A 20,320-nucleotide genomic window follows, 5' to 3' on the forward strand; every position below is an offset into this window, starting at 1 on the left:
CTTTCGCAAAAGCGGGCGGCCCGAAGGCCGCCCGTTCAGATCACTCTTCAGCCGGAGCAGCAGCGCGAGCGGCCTTTTTGGCAGCGCGTTCGGCCATTTGCTTGCCGGGAACGGCAGCCTTGGGGTTCGAGCGGGTTTTCTTGGCCAGAACGCCAGCCGCTTCCAGGAAACGGGCCACGCGGTCGGTCGGCTGGGCGCCGGTTGCCAGCAGTTCCTTGACGCGGTCAAGGTTCATCACAACGCGCTTTTCGTTGTCCTTGGCCAGCATCGGGTCATAGGTGCCCAGCTTTTCCAGAAAACGGCCGTCGCGCGGCATGCGGCTGTCGGTCACGACGATGGAATAGTGCGGGCGCTTTTTCGAGCCACCACGGGCCAGACGGATCTTCGTTGCCATGTCATTTCTCCTTTTTCGATGGCGATTGCCGGCAGATGCCGGTTATTCCTTGGGTTACTTTTGCAGTTTCTCGTGATGCCTGATGACTTCGGAAATGATGAAGTTCAGGAATTTCTTGGCAAATTCGGGGTCCAGATCGGCCTGTTGGGCCAGGGCTTCCAGACGCTCGATCTGGCGGGCTTCGCGCGCCGGGTCCGACGGCGGCAGGTCGTGTTCGGCCTTTAGCTTGCCCACGGCTTGGGTGTGCTTGAACCGCTCAGCCAAGGTATAGACAAGGATGGCATCCAGCCGGTCGATCGACTGGCGATGCTCGCCAAGGATTGCGGCGGCGCGGGCGGCGTCGGTCATGGCCTCTCCTTTGGTCATCATTGCGGCACCGCTTCGGGGCCGGGGTGGCGCCAGGTCTGAACCTGCCCATGAATCTGGTCGGCCTTGGTCGTTTCCAGATGCGCGCCCATGCGGGTGGCAAGCGCGGCAGAGCGGGCGTTGCCTTCGGCAATCAGGCTGATCGCGGTGGTCCAGCCAAGCGTTTCATAGGCCCAGCGGCGGGCGGCGCTTGCGGCCTCATAGGCAAGGCCCCGGCCTTCGGCGGCGCGCGACCAGATGGTCCAGCCAATCTCGGGTTCAGGCCACCCTTCAGGGAACCATGGCCCGGCCATGCCAAGGGGTTCGCCGCTGGCCTTGTCGGCAAAGACGAACATCGAATAGCCCCGGTGCAGCCAGTGCCCGGTCATGTGACAAAACCCGCGCCATGCCAGCCCGCGGTCCAGCGGCCCGCCGATAAAGCGCGACCGGTCCGAGGCGGCGCATTCAGCCCAAGGCTCAAAATCCGCCGTCTCGGGGCCACGCAGAACCAGCCGCTCGGTCTCAAGCCGCGGAATACCGGATAGGGCGATCATGCCAGCCCCCGCAGGTCATGCACGATCACCACATCGCCGGGGTCTATGCCGGGGCGGGTGGCATCGATCCGGCCGCCAAGGCGCTGGCCCAGCGCCACAGACCGCGCATTGCCACCGTCGATGATGTTGACGATCTCGTCCCAGCCAAAGGTTTCGCGCGCCCAAGCCATCACCGTGCGGGCAGCCTCAAGTGCAATGCCCTTGCCCTCGGCTTCGGGCACGACGAACCAGCCCAGTTCCGGTTCGGGGTATTCGGCGGGGTGGTAGATACCAACCTCGCCCATATAGGTGCCGTCCATGTCCACCGAGAACGGGCCATAACCCATCAGCGGCCATTGCCCGACCTCTGACGCCCAAAGCCGCCACGCTGCGTTGCGCGGCAGCGGCCCACCCTCCCAGACCGAACGGTCAGAGGCGTAGAAGGCAGCGCGATGTTCGAAATCGGCCAGAGCCGGCATCCGCAGGGTCAGGCGCGGGGTGCTTAGTGTCGGGGCAAGCCCCCTCACCCTACCCTCTCCCCCGAGGGGAGAGGGGGCCATACCCCCACCCGCAGCGCAACGCTGCTCCCTCTCCCCTTGGAGGAGAGGGCTGGGGTGAGCGGCCTCGCCACCAATATGCGCGCCTGCCTGCATCACTTCTTTTTCATCAGCCCCGACAGGCCCGAGGGCAGCGACAGGCCGGGGAAGCCGCCGCCCATGCCCATGCCCTCTTTCATGCCTTTGGCCGCCTCGGCCATCTGTTCGGGCGACATCTTGGACATGTCAGGCATACCGCCCTTGCCCATCATCTGCTTGATGGCCTGCTTCATCATGCCGCCCTTGCCCATCTTCTTCATCATGTCAGCCATCTGCTTGTGCTGCTTGAGAAGACGATTCAGTTCAGCCACATCAAGGCCCGCCCCGGCGGCGATGCGCTTTTTGCGGCTGGCGGCCAGCAGATCGGGGTTCGCCCGTTCCTTTTTGGTCATCGAGTTGATCAGCGCGATCTGGCGCTTGAGCATCTTGTCGTTGAAGCCCGCAGCCTCGGCCTTTTGCGCCATGCCGCCCATGCCGGGCAACATGCCCATCAGGCCCTGCATGCCGCCCATCTTCATCATCTGCTCAAGCTGCATCTTCAGGTCGTTCATGTTGAACAGACCCTTGGCAAAGCGCTTGGCCATGCGCTCGGCCTGCTCGGCCTCAAACGTCTCGCGCGCCTTTTCGACAAGCGCCACGATGTCGCCCATGCCAAGGATGCGGCCCGCGACACGCTCGGCCTCAAAGGTTTCCAGCGCGTCCATCTTTTCGCCAAGGCCGACAAAGCGGATCGGCTTGCCGGTGACGGCACGCATCGACAGGGCGGCACCGCCACGGCCATCGCCGTCCATCCGCGTCAGCACGACGCCCGAGATGCCGACCTTGGCGTTGAACTCGGTCGCGACGTTCACGGCGTCCTGCCCGGTCAGACCGTCGACCACCAGCAGGGTTTCACGGGGTTGCGCGATGTCGCGGACCGCCTGCACCTCATCCATCAGCACTTCGTCGATGTGCAGACGACCGGCAGTATCCAGGAACAGCACGTCATAGCCGCCAAGGTTGGCTTGGGTCTTCGCGCGCTTGGCGATCTGCACGGCAGTTTCGCCCTTGACGATCGGCAGGCTGTCCACGCCGATCTGGGTGCCAAGGATGGCAAGCTGCTCCATCGCCGCAGGGCGGTTGGTGTCAAGGCTGGCCAGCAGCACCCGCTTGCCGTTCTTGTCTTTCAGGCGCTTGGCCAGTTTCGCCGTGGTGGTGGTTTTCCCCGAGCCTTGCAGACCGACCATCAGGATCGTCGCAGGCGGATTGTCGATTTTCAGCGCATCGGGTTCACCGTCACCGGCCAGAAAGCGGACCAGTTCGTCATGGACAATCTTGACGACCTGCTGGCCCGGCGTGACCGATTTCGTCACGGCCTGCCCGGTGGCCCGCACCTTGACCGCCTTGATGAAATCGCGCGCAACGGGCAGCGAAACGTCGGCCTCCAAGAGCGCGGTCCGCACCTCGCGCAGCGCGGTCTCAACGTCGGCCTCAGACAGGGCACCCTGTTTGGTCAGGCGGTCAAAGACACTGCCAAGGCGCTCTGAAAGGCTTTCGAACATCGGTCGGCTCCGGTTACTGGTTGCCCCGATATGGGGCGGCGGCGGTATTTCCCAAGGCCAATGCGAAACGGCACCTGCGGGCGCAACGCGCTGGCAGATGGCGATCCCTTGCATGGGCAAAGGGACCGGAAGCGTGGGGCTTCCGGGGAATTGGGTCGGGCGATACGCTTATTGCTTCCCAGAGTCAACCGCGCTTGGGCTTTCGCGGCTGAAGCCAGGCCTTCATCGCAGTTACGGCCTGGGTCGTTCCGGTATCGGCGGAATAGGTGCCGGTCAGCGGGACCACCTTGCCATCGATCAGCACCAGAACCGCCCGTTGCAGCGGATGGCCGGATTTTGTGCGCTCCTTGCCCGGGTCGGCCTCCAGCTTTGCCTGCCGGATGTCCGACAGCTCCAGCCGGATGCCTGAACGACCAAAGACCGAGCGGCGGGCAATCACCACCTCGCCTGCTGTGCGGTCAAAGGTGGCTACGGTTTCGCGCACAAAGACCACAAAGGCGATAAGCAGCATTCCCATCGGCAGGGCTGCCCTCTCGGCCTCGGCGCTGTTGCCTGCAATGGCATTGGCAATCACCACGGCGGCGAAAATAGCAATCCCACCGCCGATAATCGCCGCCAGCAGCAAAGGGCGAGAGCGCAGGATCAGACGGTCAGTCGAGTTGACGACAATCTTCATCACTTTCCCTCCGCGCATCATTTTGCGCCCATTTTCACATTCGCTCAATCACGACCTTGCATCCCGGCTGGCTTCGGCCTCATCTGTGCGCGACTGCACAGGAGTTCGGCATCATGGACAACTGGGACGAAATCCGCACCGCCTTTCAGGTGGCTCGGCTGGGCACCGTTTCGGGGGCGGCGGATGTGCTGGGCGTGCACCACGCCACGGTGATCCGCCATATCGATGCACTGGAAAAACGCCTTGGCGCGAGGCTGTTTCAGCGCCACGCCCGTGGCTATACGCCCACAGAGGCGGGGCGTGACCTGCTGTCGGTGGCCCAGACCACCGAAGAGCAGTTCGGCCAGCTTGCCAGCCGCATCAAGGGCCAGGGCGAGATGGTGTCGGGCGAGTTGGTCGTCACCGCGATCACCGGGCTGTCAGACTTGCTGGTGCCCGTCCTCAGCCAGTTTCAGGCCGAACATCCGCAGGTTCTGGTGCGCTATCTGTCCGACATGCGGCTGTTCCGGCTGGATTACGGCGAGGCGCATGTGGCCATTCGCGCCGGGGCCACGCCGCAGGAACCCGACAATGTGGTGCAGCCCTTGGGCAGGATGCGCACAGCGCTTTACGCCTCTCGCAGCTATGTCGAGGCGCATGGCCTGCCGAAATCAGAGGCAGATCTGGCACAGCACCGCTTTGTCGGCCCGGATGACCCCGAAAGCCGCGCGCCCTTCAGCCGCTGGCTGCGTGAGAATGTCAGCGAAGACCGCATCACCATGCGCATAACCGAGCCGTCTTCGGGCGTGGCGGCGGTGCGTGCGGGCATGGGGCTTGGCTTTATCACCACCGAATATGCCAAGACGCGGCCCGATCTGGTTGAGGTGCTGCCACCACGGCCAGACTGGGAATCGCCCTTGTGGATCGTCACCCATGTCGATCTGCACCGCACGCTCAAGGTGCAAAGTTTCCTGAACTGCCTGAAAACCGCAGCGACAGGCTGGGCCTGCATATGACCGCCACTGTGACGCCCCGGCAGGGCCATCTGGCCATGCTGGCCTTTTCGGCGCTGGTGGCGGGATCGTTCAGCCTTGGCGCAATGGCGGCCCCGCATGTGTCGCCCAGCGCGCTGACGGTGCTGCGGTTCGCGCTGGCTTGCGCCGTTGCGGGCGGGTTTGTCTGGGCGCGGGGCGGGGTGACGCGGGCAGCGTTTCATGCGCCTTGGCGGCATCTGGTGCTGGGCGGGCTTTACGCCGCGTATTTCGTGCTGATGTTCGAAGGGCTGCGCACCGCCAGCGCGGTTTCGGAAAGTGCGGTCTTCACGCTGACCCCGATCATGGCGGCGGGGTTCGGCTGGCTGATCCTGCGGCAGGTCACGACGCCGCGCATGGCGATGGCGCTGGCCTGTGGGGCGGCAGGCGCGCTGTGGGTAATCTTTCGCGCCGATCTGTCCGCGTTGCTGGGATTCCATGTTGGCCGGGGTGAGGTGGTTTATTTCTGGGGCTGCGTGGCCCATGCGGTTTATGCGCCGCTGGTGCGGCTGTTCAACCGGGGCGAGCCGCCTGCGGTTCTAAGCCTTGGGGTGATGATCTCGGGGCTGGTGCTGGTAAGCCTGTGGGGCTGGCGCGATGTGGTGGAAACCGACTGGGCCGCGCTGCCCAATATCGTGTGGATCTGCCTTGTCTATGTGGCCGTGGCAGCGACGGCGGTGACCACGATCTTGCTGCAATATGCCGCGATCCGCCTGCCTGCGGCCAAGGTGATGGCCTATACCTATCTGGTGCCAAGCTGGGTGATTTTGTGGGAGCTGGCATTGGGCCATACCGCGCCGCCCCTGATGGTGCTGGGCGGTGTGGCGCTGACCGTGGTGGCGCTGCTGCTTTTGCTGAAGGATGAACACAAATGACCCGTGCGCGCGATCTTGGCCTGCCATTTCCCGGCACCCCCGGCCCGTTCAACGCCATCACCGATGTGGCGGGCGTGCGGGTGGGCTTTTGCACCCTGACCGATCCGGCCAAAAAAATGCGCACCGGCGTGACGGCCATCCTGCCCCGCCCCGACCACGGGCGGCCCCAGCCGGTCTGGGCCGGCCATGCCGTGCTGAACGGCAATGGTGAGATGACGGGCACCCATTGGATTGACGACGCCGGATACTTCATCGGGCCGGTGCTGATCACCAACACCCATGGCATCGGCGCCGCCCATCATGGTGCCGTGCGCTGGATGATGGAAACCTATGCCGACTATTTCACCGACACCCATGCCTGGGCCATGCCCGTGGTGGCCGAAACCTATGACGGTGTGCTGAACGACATCAACGCCCTGCATGTGACGGCGGATCATGCCGTTGAGGCCATTCGGGGCGCCCAAGGCGGGCCGGTCGCCGAAGGCTCGGTCGGCGGTGGCAACGGCATGATCGCCTATGAGTTCAAGGCGGGCACCGGAACCTCTTCTCGTCAGGTGAATGTGGGCGACGCGGGCTATACCGTCGGCGCGCTGGTGCAGGCCAACCATGGCCAAAGGGCGTGGTTTCAGGTGCTGGGGAAACCCGTGGGCGCGCTGATGCCCGAAGGGGCGTTCCGCCGGAAGGAGCAGGGGTCGATCATCGTGGTGATTGCCACCGATGCGCCCTTGTCGCGCACCTCGCTGCGCCATCTGGCGCGGCGGGCGGGAGTGGGGATTGGTCGGGGTGGCACTCCGGGGGGGAACAGTTCGGGCGACATCTTTCTGGCGTTTTCCACCGCCAACCCCGGCCCGATGCCACAAGAGGCCGGGCCGCTGGTCAACCGGGCAGAGCTGAATAACGAACTGCTGGACCCGATCTATCTGGCGGCGGTTGAGGCGGTGGAGGAAGCCGTGGTGAATGCCATCGTCGCCGGAGAGGATGTGGCGGCGGTCAAGCCCGCCGGCGTGGTCGTGCCGGGGATCGACCGCGACCGGCTGCGGGATTTGTTCGCACAAGGCTGAGCGGGCGCCCTACCCCGCCTTCGCCGCCTGAACCGCCTGTTTGATAGCAACGGTCAGGGTGGTGACCAGTTCGGCCAGCTCCTCTTCGCTGGCGTTGTAAGGCGGTGCGAGGATGACGGTATCGCCCGCCACGCCATCGACATTCCCAGTGCAGGGGTAGCATATCAGCCCATGATCAAAAGCAATGCGGCCGATTTCGCCATGCACCTTCAGCCCCGGCGCAAACGGGGTTTTCGCCGCCGGATCGCGCACAATCTCCAGCCCCGTGAAATACCCCCTGCCCCGGATATCCCCAACCTCTGGCACATCGGCCAAGGCGCGGGCCAGTTCGGCGCGCAGGGTTTCGCCGCGCACCTTCACATGCGCCAACAAGCCATCCCGTTCCACCACGCGCTGCACAGCAACGCCTGCGGCACAGGCGGCGGTGTGGCCGGTAAAGGTGTGGCCCGTCATCACCGCGCCGTGGGCGGCGGTCAGCGCATCACCCACCTTGGCGGAATAAAGCGCCGCCCCAAGCGGCACATAGCCCGCCGCAAGCCCCTTGGCGACCGACAGGATATCGGGGGCGATGCCGTCCTGCTCCAGCGCCATCCAGGTGCCGGTGCGGCCCGATCCGCACATCACCTCGTCCCCGATCACCAGAACGCCGTGGCGCTGACAGACGGCCTGCATCGCCTTGGCATAGCCCGCAGGCGCTGGCACCACCCCGCCTGCCGCCCCTACAACGGGCTCAAAGATGAACGCCGCCACCTTTTCAGGGCCAAGGCGCAGGATTTCGGCCTCCAGTTCCGCCGCAAGATGGGCCACCAGCGCCGCCTCATCCGTGATACCTTCGGGCATCCGGTAGCTGTTGGCAGGCGAGAGATGAGAGACCTCGAGCAGACTGCCTTCAAACGCATCGCGGCGCGATTTGAATTCCGACACCGACAGCGCCCCAAGGGTATTGCCGTGCCACGAGCGCCGCCGCGCGATGAAGCGACGGCGCGATTGCTGCCCGATGGCGGTCTGGTATTGCAGCGCGATCTTCAGGCAGCTTTCCACCGCCTCGGACCCCGAGGACACCATCACCGAATGCGGCAGGCCGGTGTTGCGGGCCATGATCTCTGCCAGTTCATCCGCTGCGTCAGAGGTGAACAGATAGCGGTAGGCATGGGCGATGCGGTCCATCTGCGCCTTGACCGCCTCGGTCACCTCGGGGTGGGCATGGCCAAGGCAATAGACGGCTGGCCCGCCCGAGCCATCCAGATACCGCTTGCCCGTCACATCATAAAGATAGCTGCCCCGCCCGTGCGAGATGCGGGGCAGGTTTTGGATGCCATAGCTGCCGGAGCGGTTCGGAGTTGTCATTGCGTCGATACCTGCGGTCAAAGGGGTTGGCTACAGGCTAGGGGTCTGGCTGTGGCGGTCTAGCCCGCTGCCGACAGGGGCACGGCGGGAAAACGGCGCGGGCCTTGCGTCCTGGGGTGCATAAAGGCCGGCGTTGAACACACGGCCCACGGACTGCCCGGCGGGGTCTTTGGGGGCCAAGGCCTGCCGGGGGTCTTCCGACTGATACCTGGGCAGGCATTGCCATTGGGTATTTCTGGTGGACCAGACACTTGCAGAAACCGCACATGCGGGCGAGGAGGCAATGTGCTTCCTAATCCACACCGACTTCGGCTGGCTGATCGCCAGTCTGCCCTAGATCAGCCCTTCCTTGCGGAACAGTGCCTTCAGGTCCGCCTCTGGCCGCGCGCCGAAATGGCTGATCACCTCTGCCGCCGCCACGCAGCCCATTCGGCCAGCGGTTGCCAGCGTCTGGCCCGTCGCCATGCCATAAAGAAACCCGGCAGCGAACTGATCGCCCGCGCCCGTGGCATCGACCGGCACCACGCGGCGCACCGGAACCACGGCGCGGTCATCGCCCATCATCAGGATGACCTCATCCCCCGAACGGGTGCAGACCACCAACCCGCAATCCTTGACCGCCTGCGCCAACGCCGCGTCAAGATCGCATTGATAAAGGCTCGACCATTCGTGTTCGTTGCCGATCACATAATCCAGCTCGCGCACCAGATGGCGGAACCCGTCGCGGTGGCGATCCACGCAGAACGGATCGGACAGCGCAATGCCTGCCTTGCCGCCGCCCTGCTGGCACAGCTTGGCCGCACGTTCAAACGCCTGCTTGCCCTTGGGCTTGTCATACAGATAGCCCTCAAGAAACAGCACTTCGGCCTTGCCCGCCACGTCATCCGACACATCCTCTGGCCCCAGTTCCGAGGAGATGCCCAGATAGGTGTTCATAGACCGCTCACCATCCGGCGCCACGAAGATCATGGAGCGCGAGGTCGGCAACTCGCCGCCCGGCACCGGCGGGTTGACGAAATCGGTGCCCTCATCCGCCATGGTGCGGGCATAGAACCGGCCCAAAGCATCATCATGCACCCTGCCAATGAAGGCGGTGGTCAGCCCAAGGCTGCCCAGACCCGCCAGCGTGTTGGCCACCGACCCGCCCGGCGCCTGCACCCGGTCTTTCATCGCGGCATAAAGCAGCTCGCCCCGCTCGCGTTCGACCAGTTGCATGATGCCTTTTTCAATGCCCATCAATTCAAGGAAAGAATCGTCGGCAGACGAGAACACATCGACGATTGCATTGCCGATGCCCACAACCTGATAGCGCTTCATGCGGTCTTTTCCTCGAACTGGCAGTCTGCGGCGATGATGCAATCGGCGCAGCGGGGTTTTCTGGCGGTGCAGATATACCGGCCGTGCAGGATCAGCCAGTGGTGGGCGTGCTGTAGAAATTCAGCCGGAACATTATCTTCGATGGCGCGTTCCACCACCGTTTCATCTTTGCCCGGCGCAATGCCGCTGCGGTTGCCGATGCGAAAGATGTGGGTGTCCACCGCCTGCGCGGCCTGATGGAACCACATGTTCAGCACGACATTGGCGGTCTTTCTGCCCACACCGGGCAAGGATTGCAGCGCCGCACGGGACGAGGGCACCTGACCGCCGAAATTGTCGATCAGCAGTTGGGAAAGGCGGATGACGTTTTTCGCCTTGTTGCGAAACAGTCCAATCGTCTTGATATGCTCGATCAGCCGTTCCTCGCCCAAGGCCAGCATCTTTTCGGGCGTATCGGCAATCGGAAACAGACCGCGCGTGGCCTTGTTCACCCCGGCATCGGTCGCCTGCGCCGACAGGGCCACGGCGACCAGCAGGGTAAAGGCGTTCACATGCTCCAGCTCCCCTTTCGGTTCGGGGTTGGCGTCACGGAAACGCGAAAAGATGCGGTGCATCGTGGGGTAATCAAGCTGGCGTGCCATGGCAAAGGGTATGCCCGCGCCGCCGGGTTTGGGCAAGCGCAGGTTTCGCGCAGGAATCGGGTCGCAACGTTGGGCCACCCGGCCTAACTTTGCCGCCAAGGAGACCGCCATGACCGACCAATCGCCCAGCTATCATTACAATGTCATCGCCCGCGCGCTGAAGATCATCGATGAGGGCGGGCCAGGCCTGTCTCTTGATGACCTCGCCGCGCGCATGGGCATGTCGCCCAGCCATTTCCAGCGGGTGTTCTCGGCCTGGGTCGGCATTTCGCCCAAACGCTATCAGCAGTATCTGACGCTGGATCACGCCCGCCGCCTGCTGGCCGACCGTTTCACGGTGCTGGAAACCTCGCTGGAGGCCGGTCTTTCAGGCGGGGGCCGCCTGCACGATCTGTTCCTGCGGTGGGAGGCGATGAGCCCCGGTGACTATGCCAAGGGGGGTGAGGGGCTGGTGATCAACTGGGGCTGGTTTGACAGCCCCTTTGGCCCCGCCATCGTCATGGGCACCGACAAGGGCATCTGCGGCATGGGCTTTGCCGCCGAGATGGGGCACGATCCCGCGCTGGTTGACCTGACGCGACGTTGGCCCAAGGCGCAATTCATCGAAAACGCCGATGCCCTCCGCCCATGGGTGCAGGCTGCCTTTGGCGCAGACCCCGATGGCCCTACCCCGCTGCACCTGATCGGCGCACCCTTTCAGATCAAGGTGTGGGAGGCGCTGATGCGGGTGCCCTCTGGCCATGTGACCACATATTCCGAGATTGCGGGCGCGGTGGGCCACCCCGCCGCGATGCGCGCCGTCGGCACCGCCGTGGGGCGCAACCCGATAAGCTTTCTGATCCCCTGCCACCGCGCACTCCGGCGCGATGGCGGGCTTGGCGGCTATCACTGGGGGCTGCCCGTCAAGCGCGCAATTCTGGCATGGGAGGCCGCAAGAGCCGATGCCATCCCGGTTTCGTGATGCGCGGAAACTTGCGCCAAGAGGGCAAGTCGCTGTCGCTATAGGCGAAACACTGCTATTCAAACGGTCGAGGGCACATCAGGCCCTGCAATATTTCGAGGCGTAACATGAGCTTCAAGACCCCTCTTCTTGCCACCCTGTCCGGTGTTGTCCTGCTGGCTGGCTGTGTTGACCCCAACACCTCGGGCGATCCGAATGCCCGCACCAAGAACGGCGCCATGATCGGCGGTCTGGTCGGTGCCTTGGGTGGAGCGGCTGTCAGCGATGACGACAAGCTGAAAGGTGCGCTGATCGGTGGCGCGCTGGGTGCCGGTGCCGGTGCGCTGATCGGCCAGAACCTGGACCGTCAGGCGGCAGAACTGCGTGGCAGCCTGTCGAATCCCAACATCACCGTGACAAACTATGGCGACTATCTGGTCGTGAACATGCCGCAAGACGTGCTGTTCGCCACCGACAGCGCCGAGTTGCGCGGTACGCTGACCCGCGATGTGCAGGCGGTTGCCAACAGCCTGGTCAAATACCCCAACAGCACCATCCAGGTGATCGGCCATACCGACAGCACCGGGTCGGATGCCTATAACATGGACCTGTCGCAGCGCCGCGCCTCGTCGGTCGCCAATGTTCTGTCCTATTCGGGCGTTCCGTCGTCGCGCATCCAGACCATCGGCAAAGGCAAGACCCAGCCGATTGCCTCGAATGCGACCGAGGCAGGCCGTGCGCAGAACCGTCGGGTGGAAATCATCATCCGGCCCTACCGCTAAGTCAGCGCCGATATTTTAGGCAAAGGGCCGGATTTCCCGGCCCTTTCGCATTGAAGGCAGGCGCAGATTGGTCATATTCTTCGACCAATCGCGGGGGACGCTATGCCTTTCCACAAGATCGAAGCCGAGAAACTGTCACATAGCGTGGTTCGTCAGGTCGAACTGCTGATCTTGCGCGGTATCCTGCGCCCCGGTGAGCGCCTGCCGTCAGAGCGCGAACTGTCCGAGAAACTGGGCGTGTCGCGGCCCAGCCTGCGCGAAGCGGTCGCCGATTTGCAGGCACGGGGCCTGCTGATCAGCCGCCCCAACTCTGGCATCTTTGTTGGCGATGTGCTTGGCTCTGCCTTCGCGCCAGCGCTGATCCAGCTTTTCGCCAGCCATGACGAGGCGGTGTTCGACTATATCGCCTTTCGTCGCGACATGGAGGGACTGGCCGCCGAGCGCGCTGCGCGGATGGCCTCTGACACCGATCTACAGGTGATCAGCACGATCTTTGCCAAGATGGAGGCCGCCCATCAAAAGCGCGACCCGACGGATGAGGCCGAGCTGGATGCCAGCTTTCACATGGCGATCATCGAAGCCAGCCATAATGTCGTCATGCTGCATATGATGCGGTCGATGTATGACCTGCTGCGCGGCGGTGTCTTTTATAACCGCCAGATGATGTTCAGGAACCGCATCACCCGCGATCAGCTGCTGGACCAGCACCGCGCCATCAACTCGGGCCTGCAACGCCGCGACCCAGCCGCGACCCGCGCGGCGGTCGAGGCGCATATGGACTATGTTCACAGCGCCCAGTCAGACCAGATTCGTGCCGAGCGAAACGAGGCCATTGCGCGCCAGAGACTGGACCATGAAAATACCCGCTGACTTGTGGGGCAGCCTGCCAGCCCTGTTGTGAAAACCCTGTCGCGAAAAGCCGCAAACGCAAAAGGCCCAAGGTTTCCCCTGGGCCTTTGTGCATTCTGGTGCAGCGATCAGTGCAGCTTTGCTTCCACCTGTGCAATCGCCTCATCAATCGAGGCCGCGGCACTGGCAGCGGTCTTTTGCTTGGCCAGCACGGTTGACGCAGCAGCCACGGCCACATCGACGGCATGCTCGCGCACCTTGCGCACCGCAGCCGTTTCAGCCGAGGCGATCTGGTCTTGCGCCGCAGCCAAACGGCGGGCGATCGACAGTTTCAGATCATCCTTGGCCTTTTGCGCCGCAATGCCAGCCTCTTCCTTGGCCGAAGCCACGATGCGGTCGGCCTGCTCCTGCACTTCTTTGTGCTTCTTCTCATAGGAAGCCAGCAGCGCACGCGCCTCATCCCGCAGCGCCTTGGCCTCTTCCAGTTCGCCCTTGATCGTCGCCGCGCGACCATCAAGCATACCGGCAATCTTGGCCGGAACCTTGGCGACCAGCAGGATCGCCACGAACAGGATGAACGCCACCGACACCACGAAATCGGTGTTGTGCAACGAGAAGAACGGACCAGAGGCCGCCATCGCAGGCGTTGCGGTCAGGGCTGCAAGGGTAAAGCTGAGTTTCTTCATGGCTTACCCTTTCAACGCGGCTGCGACCGCAGCCTTCACGGCTGCCGGATCGGCCTGACCGCCCAGCGCTGACACCACGGCATCCGCCGTATCCAGCGCCACCGCAGACACGGCCTGCTCTGCCCCGGCCCGAATTTCGGCCAGCGCCTTTTCCGATTCTGCCGTTTTCGCGGCAATTTCGGCATCGGCCTTGGCAATCGCGGCGTTCAAATCGCCCTGAATGTCGGCCTTGGCCTTGGCGACGATACGGCCCGCCTCTGCACGGGCAGCAGCCAGCGCGTCGTTATAGGCCTTTTCAGCGGCAAGCGCCTTTTGCTTCAGCTCTTCTGCCGCAGCAAGGTCGTTGGTGATGGTGCCACGGCGTTCGGCCAGAACCGCCCCGATCCGGGGCAGGGCCACGCGCCACAGCACAAGAAAGATCACGACAAGCGCAACCGCCAGCCAGAAGATCTGGTTCGCCCAGGTCGTGATATCAAGCTGCGGCATCCCGGTGGCGTGCCACGCCGGTGCCGCTTCATGCGCTTCGGTCGCCATGTCATTTCCTCACGGTCTTGAAACACTAGGCCGGCGGGGCAGCGCGCCCCTCCGGCCGAGACGTTAGACGGTCAGGATCAGACTGCGAACATCAGCAGCAGAGCGATCAGGAACGAGAAGATGCCCAGAGCTTCGGCAAATGCGATGCCGACGAACAGGTTCGCGGTTTGCGAAGCGGCAGCCGACGGGTTGCGCAGGGCGCCCGCCAGGAAGTTGCCGGCAATGTTGCCCACGCCGATACCAGCGCCGCCCAGACCGATAGCAGCCAGACCAGCACCGATGTATTTGCCGAGAAGGGCGAGTTCACCAACTTGTTCCATGTTTTTCTCCTTTGGTATGCGATGTTTGAGGATAGGGTTCAGACCTTAGTGGTGGGCATCGCCCACCGCGTCTTTCAGATAGACGCAGGTCAGAATGGTAAAGACATAGGCCTGGACCACAGCCACCAGCAGTTCCAGCCCGTAGATGGCCGAGACAGCGCCGATTGCAACGGGCGAGATCACCGCCATCGAGGCAAAGCCCGCGAAGACCTTCATAACGGCGTGGCCCGCCATCAGGTTACCCGCAAGACGAATAGAATGGCTGACGGGGCGCACGAAGTAGGAAATGATCTCGATCACCGCCAGCACCGGGCGCAGCGCCAGCGGCGCCGACGATACCCAGAACATGCCCAGAAAGCCGATGCCCTTGCGCGCCAGACCCAGCAGGGTAACGAACAGGAACACGATCAGCGCCAAGGTCACAGTGACGGCAACATGGCTGGTGGGTGTAAAGCTTTTCGGCAGCAGGCCCAGCAGGTTGGAAAACAGGATGAACAGGAACAGCGTCATCACGAAGGGGAAGTATTTCACCCCGTCATGGCCCGCCACATCCTCGACCATCTTGTGGATGAAGCCATAGATCACCTCGCCCACCGATTGCAGGCGGGTCGGAATGACGGCGCGGCCACGAGAGCCGACAACCATCAGCAGAGTGATCACCAGAACCGCAACGGCCATCCAGACGGTGACATTGGTGATGTCATACCAATGAATGTTCTGCGTGCATTCGTTGATCAGCGGCGTTGCCGGATCATCGTGGCAGAACCAGCGTTTCACGACGAACTGGTCCATCGGGTGAATTGCAAAGGCGCCTTCAGCCACGTCTGTCATCCTTCGGTTCCGGCAGGTCACCCTGCCCTTGTCGTTGCGCCTCGGCCTTGGCCTGCATGTCGCGCGCGGTGCCAATCACCGTGCGGATGCCCGCCACAAAGCCAAGCAGAACAAAAATCACCAGGAAGATGGGGCGCGTGCCGAACACATGGTCCAACCCAAAGCCGATACCGAGGCCGATCACCATGCCGGCAACCAGCTCGGACACCATCCGCCAGGCCACTTCGCCCTGCGAAAATCCCTTGCCTGTTTCCGCTGGCTCGGCCCTTGCCGCCTTGGCCGCCGCCAGCTTCGCCTCAAGGGCGCGCAGGCGGTCAGGATCGGGCGTTTCAGGCATCATCAGGCCCCCGGAACAGTCGCCGCGAACCTACGCAGCACGCGAATGTGAGTCAAGCAAAGCATCAACCAGCAAGAGCCTGATATTAAACGATTTTCTAAATATCCCTCAACGCCCCGGTTCAGATTTCGGCACATTTCCGCCGCAAGTCATATTCAACCTTTCGGTTGACGATCTCCCGAAACCCCGGCCAGATACGCGCATGACCGACCCCCTCAGCCCCGTCTTCGCCGCCCTTGCCGATCCGACCCGCCGGGCGATCCTGTCAATGCTGCTGGAAGATGACATGGCCGTCACCGATGTGGCCGAACCCTTCCAGATGAGCCTGGCCGCCATCTCGAAACACCTTCAAGTGCTGGCCGACGCCCGTCTGATCACCCGCGAAAAGCGTGGTCGCGTCATCTGGTGCAAGCTCGACCCCGACGCCTTCCGCGCCGCTTCGGTCTGGATGCAGGGCTTCGGGCAGTTCGAACCCGTTGACCTTGATGCCTTCGAACGCTTTCTGGAAACCGAATTCAGCGCCCCGCCCGAAGACTGAATCCCCCTCATCTGTTCATAAATATCCCGGGGGGTCCGGGGGGCTGGCCCCCCGGCCTTCGGTCAGGCGTTCTTCGCCAGCCGCTCTTCCAGCACATCAAACGGCAGGCCCGGCTCGTCCTTGGCACAACGGATGACCAGACTGGTCTTGACCGAGGCCACATTGTCCGCCGCCGTCAACTGATCGGTCAGGAAATGCTGAAAGCTCGACAGGTCGGGCGCCACGCATTTCAGGATAAAGTCGATCTCGCCGTTCAGCATGTGGCACTCGCGCACCAGGGGCCATTCCTTGCAGCGCCGCTCGAACGCAGACAGGTCCACCTCGGCCTGACTGCGCAGCCGCACCATGGCGAACACCCGCACCTCAAAGCCCAGTTCGCGGGCATCGACATCGGCGTGATAGCCCTTGATATAGCCCTGCTCTTCCAGCGTCCGCACCCGGCGCAGGCAGGGCGGGGCCGAAATACCGACCCGGCTGGCCAGCTCCACATTCGTCATCCGCCCGTCGGCTTGCAGCTCTGCCAGAATGCGGCGATCAATCGGGTCCAGCTTCGAGACGGCCATGGGTGACTCCATTTTGGGCGTTTGATAGGCCAGCGGCACGCTCTGCGCAATAATATTACGCAAATGCACCCCTATATTTCGCGCTCTTGCGGAAACTGCCTGCCTTTACGGCGGCCGATCCGGGGCCTTTCGCGCCCCGGTTTCACCGCCTATATCGGGCGGGACGAATCCGGCAGAGGGTATCATGGGCGAGACGCGGCACACAAAGGTTCTGATCATCGGCTCCGGCCCCGCAGGCTATACGGCGGCGGTCTATTCGGCCCGCGCCATGCTGAACCCTATCCTTGTGCAGGGCCTGCAACCCGGCGGGCAACTGACCATCACGACCGAGGTCGAAAACTGGCCCGGCCAGACCCATATCCAGGGCCCCGACCTGATGGTGAACATGGAAGCCCATGCGACGGCCATGGGGGCCGAGGTGATCTCGGATTACATCACCTCGCTTGACCTCGGCTCGCGCCCCTTCACCGCGCGGGCCGACAGCGGCACCACCTATACCGCCGATGCGGTCATTCTGGCCACCGGCGCGCAGGCCAAATGGCTGGGCCTGCCATCCGAGGAAAAGTTCAAGGGCTTTGGTGTTTCCGCCTGCGCCACCTGTGACGGCTTTTTCTATCGCGGCAAAGAGGTGGTGGTGATCGGCGGCGGCAATACCGCCGTGGAAGAGGCTTTGTTCCTGACCAACTTCGCCACCAAGGTAACGCTGATCCACCGCCGCGATACCTTGCGCGCCGAAAAGATCATGCAGGACCGGCTGTTCAAGCACCCAAAGATCGAAATGCTGTGGAACAGCGAGGTCACCGAAGTTCTGGGCTCCGATGCCCCCACCAGCGTGACTGCCGTGCGCACCCGCAATCTGGTGACGGGCGAGGTGAAAGACGTGCCCTGCCACGGCTTTTTCGTCGCCATCGGCCATGCTCCCGCCAGCGAGCTGGTGAAGGATCAGCTTCCGTTGCATTCGGGCGGTTATGTCTCGGTCGAAGCGGGCAGCACCCGCACCGCGATTCCCGGAGTCTTCGCGGCGGGCGATCTGACCGACCATATCTATCGTCAGGCGGTCACTTCGGCCGGGATGGGCTGCATGGCGGCGCTGGATGCCGAACGCTGGCTGGCAGAACAGGGCTGAATCGGCGAAAAACGGGACATGTCCTTTCGGATAGGTGTTCTTACCGGTCTTCCGGCAAATGACTGAAAAACATCATAAAATTCGAAATACCCAGAAATCTGCGTTCACAACCGGGAAACATTGCATCTTCAACCCACAGAATAGTGCCCGGATCGAGTTTCTGGCATAAAGAGTTTACGCGAGGGAGATTTGAAAATGGATGTTGGTTTAATGGTTCTGTCCCTCGCGGCTGTGTTTGTATGTGCCTCTGCCCTGTTGGCGGGTGCCATGGGGATCCATGGTGCCAAGGCGCGCGGTCAGCTTGTTGCGGTTCGTACCAAAGGCTGACCACCGCGCCAGCTTTGTTTCTGGCTCGTTCTGCCGTGCGTTATTTGTTTCCTCCTTTCTGTCATTACGATTGAAAGGCATCTCCTTTGCCACGCCTTGAGTGATGCCATGTTTATGCCCTGACCGCCGCGATGCCCCGGCGGTCAGGGCTTTTTTATCGCCCCGCACTCCCCCGCGGCCATCGCGCGCCCATACCGTTGCGGTGAGACAGGTTCCGCATTCTGGGCGGGCGAAGGAACATTTTCGCGCCGCATCCGCCACCGGCGCAACGCCAATCCACGCGCTGCCATTCCTGCCGGAAAACCGCCTTTTCCCACGGAACCTGCGCTGTTTCGCTTGAAACTCGCCCGATTCCGTCGCTAATTCCGCGCCAAACGGCGACCCCGCCCCTCTCAGGCAGCACAAGCGAGCACGGCCATGGCCCTTTCAAATCACGCTCCGATCCCGGAGCTTTATGTTTCCAACGAATCCGCCCAGAAGCTGAAGGTCGAGGCCGGTGGCCTGCCGTCGTGGGATCTGACCCAGCGTCAGGTCTGCGATCTGGAACTGTTGATGAACGGCGGGTTCAACCCGCTGAAGGGCTTCCTGTCGGAAGAAGATTACAACGGCGTCGTGGAAAACATGCGGCTGGCCGATGGCACGCTGTGGCCGATGCCCATCACGCTGGATGTGAACGAAGGCTTCGCGGAAAAGATCGAACCCGGTCAGGATATTGCCTTGCGCGATGCCGAGGGTGTCATTCTGGCTATCCTGTCGGTCACCGACAAATGGGTGCCGAACAAATCGAACGAAGCGGCCAAGGTATTCGGCGCCGATGATCTGGCCCACCCGGCCGTGAACTATCTGCACAATACCGCCGGCAAGGTCTATCTGGGCGGCCCGATCACCGGCATCCAGCAGCCGGTGCATTACGATTTCAAGGCCCGCCGCAACACCCCAAACGAATTGCGTGCCTATTTCCGCAAGCTGGGCTGGCAGAAGATCGTGGCCTTCCAGACCCGCAACCCCCTGCACCGCGCGCATCAGGAGCTGACCTTCCGCGCCGCGCGCGAAGCACAGGCCAACCTGCTGATCCACCCGACCGTCGGCATGACGAAGCCGGGCGACGTGGACCACTTTACCCGCGTGCGCTGCTATGAGGCGGTGATCGACAAATATCCGCAATCCACCACCACCATGTCGCTGCTGGGTTTGGCGATGCGCATGGGTGGCCCGCGCGAGGCGGTCTGGCACGGCCTGATCCGCAAGAACCACGGCGTGACCCATTTCATCGTTGGCCGCGACCACGCCGGCCCCGGCAAGAACAGCCAGGGTCAGGATTTCTATGGCCCCTATGACGCGCAAGACCTGTTCAAGAAATACGAGGCCGAAATCGGCGTAACCATGGTTGATTTCAAGCACATGGTCTATGTGCAGGAAAAGGCCCAGTATTTCCCGGCGAACGAGATCCCCGAAGGCTCGACCGTGCTGGACATTTCCGGCACCGAACTGCGCCGCCGCCTGCGTGAAGGGCTGGACATCCCGGAATGGTTCTCGTTCCCCGAGGTCGTCGCGCAACTGCGCAAGACCAGCCCGGCGCGTGACAAGCAGGGCTTTACCGTGTTCTTCACCGGCCTTTCCGGTTCGGGCAAATCGACCATCGCCAACGCGCTGATGGTCAAGCTGATGGAGATGGGCGGGCGCCCGGTTACGCTGCTGGATGGCGATGTGGTCAGGAAACATCTGTCGTCAGAACTGGGCTTTTCGAAAGAACACCGCGACATCAACATCAAACGCATCGGTTATGTCGCAAGCGAGATCACCAAGAACGGCGGCATCGCCCTGTGTGCCCCGATCGCGCCCTATACCGCCACCCGCCGCGCTGTGCGCGAGATGATCGAAGCCTATGGCGCCTTTATCGAGGTGCATGTGGCGACCAGCATCGAGGAATGCGAAAAGCGTGACCGCAAGGGCCTTTATAAACTGGCGCGGGAAGGCAAGATCAAGGAATTCACCGGCATTTCCGACCCATACGAGGCCCCGGAAAAGCCCGAACTGCGCATCGACACCACTGGCACCGACGTGGATGCCTGCGCGCATGAAGTGATCTTGAAGCTGGAGGCCATGGGTCTGATCAAGGCCTGAGCTTTCCAAACAACCAAAGGGCCGCCC

General features: G+C 62.9%; 24 protein-coding genes. 9 read left to right on the plus strand and 15 right to left on the minus strand.

The genetic code is table 11. From position 1 onward, the window contains the following. Positions 1 to 40: 40 nt before the first annotated feature. From rpsP to JI744_RS02525, 6 genes are all read right to left on the minus strand, one after another. Positions 41 to 394, minus strand: a complete 354-nt coding sequence (gene rpsP / locus JI744_RS02500; protein ID WP_202657956.1) for a 30S ribosomal protein S16 — start codon at positions 392 to 394, stop codon at positions 41 to 43. Positions 395 to 448: 54 nt separating this feature from the next. Next, a complete protein-coding gene (locus JI744_RS02505; protein WP_202657958.1) occupies positions 449 to 742 on the minus strand; it encodes a chorismate mutase in 294 nt (97 codons plus the stop codon). A 17-nt stretch (positions 743 to 759) separates the two neighbouring features. Beyond that, a complete protein-coding gene (locus JI744_RS02510; protein ID WP_202657960.1) occupies positions 760 to 1,293 on the minus strand; it encodes a GNAT family N-acetyltransferase in 534 nt (177 codons plus the stop codon). Continuing rightward, positions 1,290 to 1,799 (minus strand): GNAT family N-acetyltransferase, encoded by a 510-nt coding sequence (locus tag JI744_RS02515; protein ID WP_328756734.1) that lies wholly within the window; start codon positions 1,797 to 1,799, stop codon positions 1,290 to 1,292. The genes JI744_RS02510 and JI744_RS02515 overlap by 4 nt, the downstream gene beginning before the upstream one ends. A gap of 125 nt (positions 1,800 to 1,924) precedes the next feature. Beyond that, a complete protein-coding gene (ffh, locus tag JI744_RS02520) occupies positions 1,925 to 3,409 on the minus strand; it encodes a signal recognition particle protein (RefSeq protein ID WP_202657964.1) in 1,485 nt (494 codons plus the stop codon). Positions 3,410 to 3,593: 184 nt separating this feature from the next. Continuing rightward, the gene (locus tag JI744_RS02525) at positions 3,594 to 4,085 is read right to left on the minus strand and encodes a hypothetical protein (protein WP_202657966.1); all 492 of its coding nucleotides are present in this window, start codon (positions 4,083 to 4,085) and stop codon (positions 3,594 to 3,596) included. A gap of 113 nt (positions 4,086 to 4,198) precedes the next feature. On the opposite strand from JI744_RS02525, the gene JI744_RS02530 reads away from it, so the two are divergent. From JI744_RS02530 to JI744_RS02540, 3 genes are read left to right on the plus strand one after another with little or no spacing between them, the layout of a single operon-like run. Next, positions 4,199 to 5,080, plus strand: a complete 882-nt coding sequence (locus JI744_RS02530; protein ID WP_202657968.1) for a LysR family transcriptional regulator — start codon at positions 4,199 to 4,201, stop codon at positions 5,078 to 5,080. Next, entirely contained in the window at positions 5,077 to 5,970 is an 894-nt protein-coding gene (locus JI744_RS02535; RefSeq protein ID WP_202657970.1) for a DMT family transporter, read from the plus strand. Before JI744_RS02530 ends, JI744_RS02535 begins: the two co-directional genes overlap by 4 nt. Then, entirely contained in the window at positions 5,967 to 7,031 is a 1,065-nt protein-coding gene (locus JI744_RS02540; protein WP_202657971.1) for a P1 family peptidase, read from the plus strand. Before JI744_RS02535 ends, JI744_RS02540 begins: the two co-directional genes overlap by 4 nt. Positions 7,032 to 7,040: 9 nt before the next feature. On the opposite strand, the gene JI744_RS02545 is transcribed toward JI744_RS02540, so the two are convergent. From JI744_RS02545 to nth, 3 genes are all read right to left on the minus strand, one after another. After that, entirely contained in the window at positions 7,041 to 8,378 is a 1,338-nt protein-coding gene (locus tag JI744_RS02545) for an aspartate aminotransferase family protein (protein WP_202657973.1), read from the minus strand. A gap of 333 nt (positions 8,379 to 8,711) precedes the next feature. Next, complete coding sequence (locus JI744_RS02550) at positions 8,712 to 9,695, minus strand: adenosine kinase (protein ID WP_202657975.1); 984 nt, start codon at positions 9,693 to 9,695, stop codon at positions 8,712 to 8,714. Beyond that, positions 9,692 to 10,336, minus strand: a complete 645-nt coding sequence (gene nth, locus JI744_RS02555) for an endonuclease III (protein ID WP_202657977.1) — start codon at positions 10,334 to 10,336, stop codon at positions 9,692 to 9,694. Before nth ends, JI744_RS02550 begins: the two co-directional genes overlap by 4 nt. 109 nt (positions 10,337 to 10,445) lie before the next feature. On the opposite strand from nth, the gene JI744_RS02560 reads away from it, so the two are divergent. From JI744_RS02560 to JI744_RS02570, 3 genes are all read left to right on the plus strand, one after another. Beyond that, complete coding sequence (locus JI744_RS02560) at positions 10,446 to 11,297, plus strand: methylated-DNA--[protein]-cysteine S-methyltransferase (protein ID WP_202657979.1); 852 nt, start codon at positions 10,446 to 10,448, stop codon at positions 11,295 to 11,297. Positions 11,298 to 11,404: 107 nt separating this feature from the next. Further along, positions 11,405 to 12,058 (plus strand): OmpA family protein, encoded by a 654-nt coding sequence (locus JI744_RS02565; RefSeq protein WP_202657981.1) that lies wholly within the window; start codon positions 11,405 to 11,407, stop codon positions 12,056 to 12,058. Positions 12,059 to 12,160: 102 nt separating this feature from the next. Then, entirely contained in the window at positions 12,161 to 12,928 is a 768-nt protein-coding gene (locus JI744_RS02570) for a FadR/GntR family transcriptional regulator (protein ID WP_202657983.1), read from the plus strand. Between the two features lie 107 nt (positions 12,929 to 13,035). On the opposite strand, the gene JI744_RS02575 is transcribed toward JI744_RS02570, so the two are convergent. The 5 genes from JI744_RS02575 to JI744_RS02595 all read right to left on the minus strand — a co-directional run bounded on the left by JI744_RS02575 (position 13,036) and on the right by JI744_RS02595 (position 15,615). Further along, complete coding sequence (locus JI744_RS02575; RefSeq protein WP_202657985.1) at positions 13,036 to 13,593, minus strand: F0F1 ATP synthase subunit B; 558 nt, start codon at positions 13,591 to 13,593, stop codon at positions 13,036 to 13,038. 3 nt (positions 13,594 to 13,596) lie between these two features. Further along, entirely contained in the window at positions 13,597 to 14,127 is a 531-nt protein-coding gene (locus tag JI744_RS02580) for a F0F1 ATP synthase subunit B' (RefSeq protein ID WP_202657987.1), read from the minus strand. A gap of 77 nt (positions 14,128 to 14,204) precedes the next feature. Beyond that, the gene (locus tag JI744_RS02585; protein ID WP_202657989.1) at positions 14,205 to 14,447 is read right to left on the minus strand and encodes a F0F1 ATP synthase subunit C; all 243 of its coding nucleotides are present in this window, start codon (positions 14,445 to 14,447) and stop codon (positions 14,205 to 14,207) included. Positions 14,448 to 14,492: 45 nt separating this feature from the next. Continuing rightward, on the minus strand, positions 14,493 to 15,278 hold the full coding sequence (locus JI744_RS02590) for a F0F1 ATP synthase subunit A (RefSeq protein ID WP_236019200.1): 786 nt from the start codon (positions 15,276 to 15,278) through the stop codon (positions 14,493 to 14,495). Then, positions 15,262 to 15,615, minus strand: coding sequence for an AtpZ/AtpI family protein (locus tag JI744_RS02595; protein ID WP_202657991.1), 354 nt, complete (start codon positions 15,613 to 15,615; stop codon positions 15,262 to 15,264). Before JI744_RS02595 ends, JI744_RS02590 begins: the two co-directional genes overlap by 17 nt. Before the next feature lie 202 nt (positions 15,616 to 15,817). Between JI744_RS02595 and JI744_RS02600 the strand changes: the two genes are divergently transcribed. Continuing rightward, complete coding sequence (locus JI744_RS02600) at positions 15,818 to 16,153, plus strand: ArsR/SmtB family transcription factor (RefSeq protein ID WP_202657993.1); 336 nt, start codon at positions 15,818 to 15,820, stop codon at positions 16,151 to 16,153. Positions 16,154 to 16,215: 62 nt separating this feature from the next. Here the strand turns inward: JI744_RS02600 and JI744_RS02605 are convergent, their stop codons facing one another. Then, positions 16,216 to 16,716: an Lrp/AsnC family transcriptional regulator gene (locus JI744_RS02605; protein WP_202657995.1), complete on the minus strand. Its 501-nt coding sequence runs from the start codon at positions 16,714 to 16,716 to the stop codon at positions 16,216 to 16,218. 184 nt (positions 16,717 to 16,900) lie between these two features. On the opposite strand from JI744_RS02605, the gene trxB reads away from it, so the two are divergent. Together trxB and JI744_RS02615 are read left to right on the plus strand one after the other, a co-directional pair. Beyond that, positions 16,901 to 17,842, plus strand: coding sequence for a thioredoxin-disulfide reductase (trxB, locus tag JI744_RS02610; RefSeq protein WP_202657997.1), 942 nt, complete (start codon positions 16,901 to 16,903; stop codon positions 17,840 to 17,842). Between the two features lie 744 nt (positions 17,843 to 18,586). Further along, positions 18,587 to 20,293, plus strand: a complete 1,707-nt coding sequence (locus JI744_RS02615; RefSeq protein WP_202657999.1) for a bifunctional sulfate adenylyltransferase/adenylylsulfate kinase — start codon at positions 18,587 to 18,589, stop codon at positions 20,291 to 20,293. Positions 20,294 to 20,320 lie beyond the last annotated feature (27 nt).

Origin of the sequence: Fuscibacter oryzae (assembly GCF_016765795.1) — a bacterium.
Classification (GTDB): Bacteria; Pseudomonadota; Alphaproteobacteria; order Rhodobacterales; family Rhodobacteraceae; genus Fuscibacter; species Fuscibacter oryzae.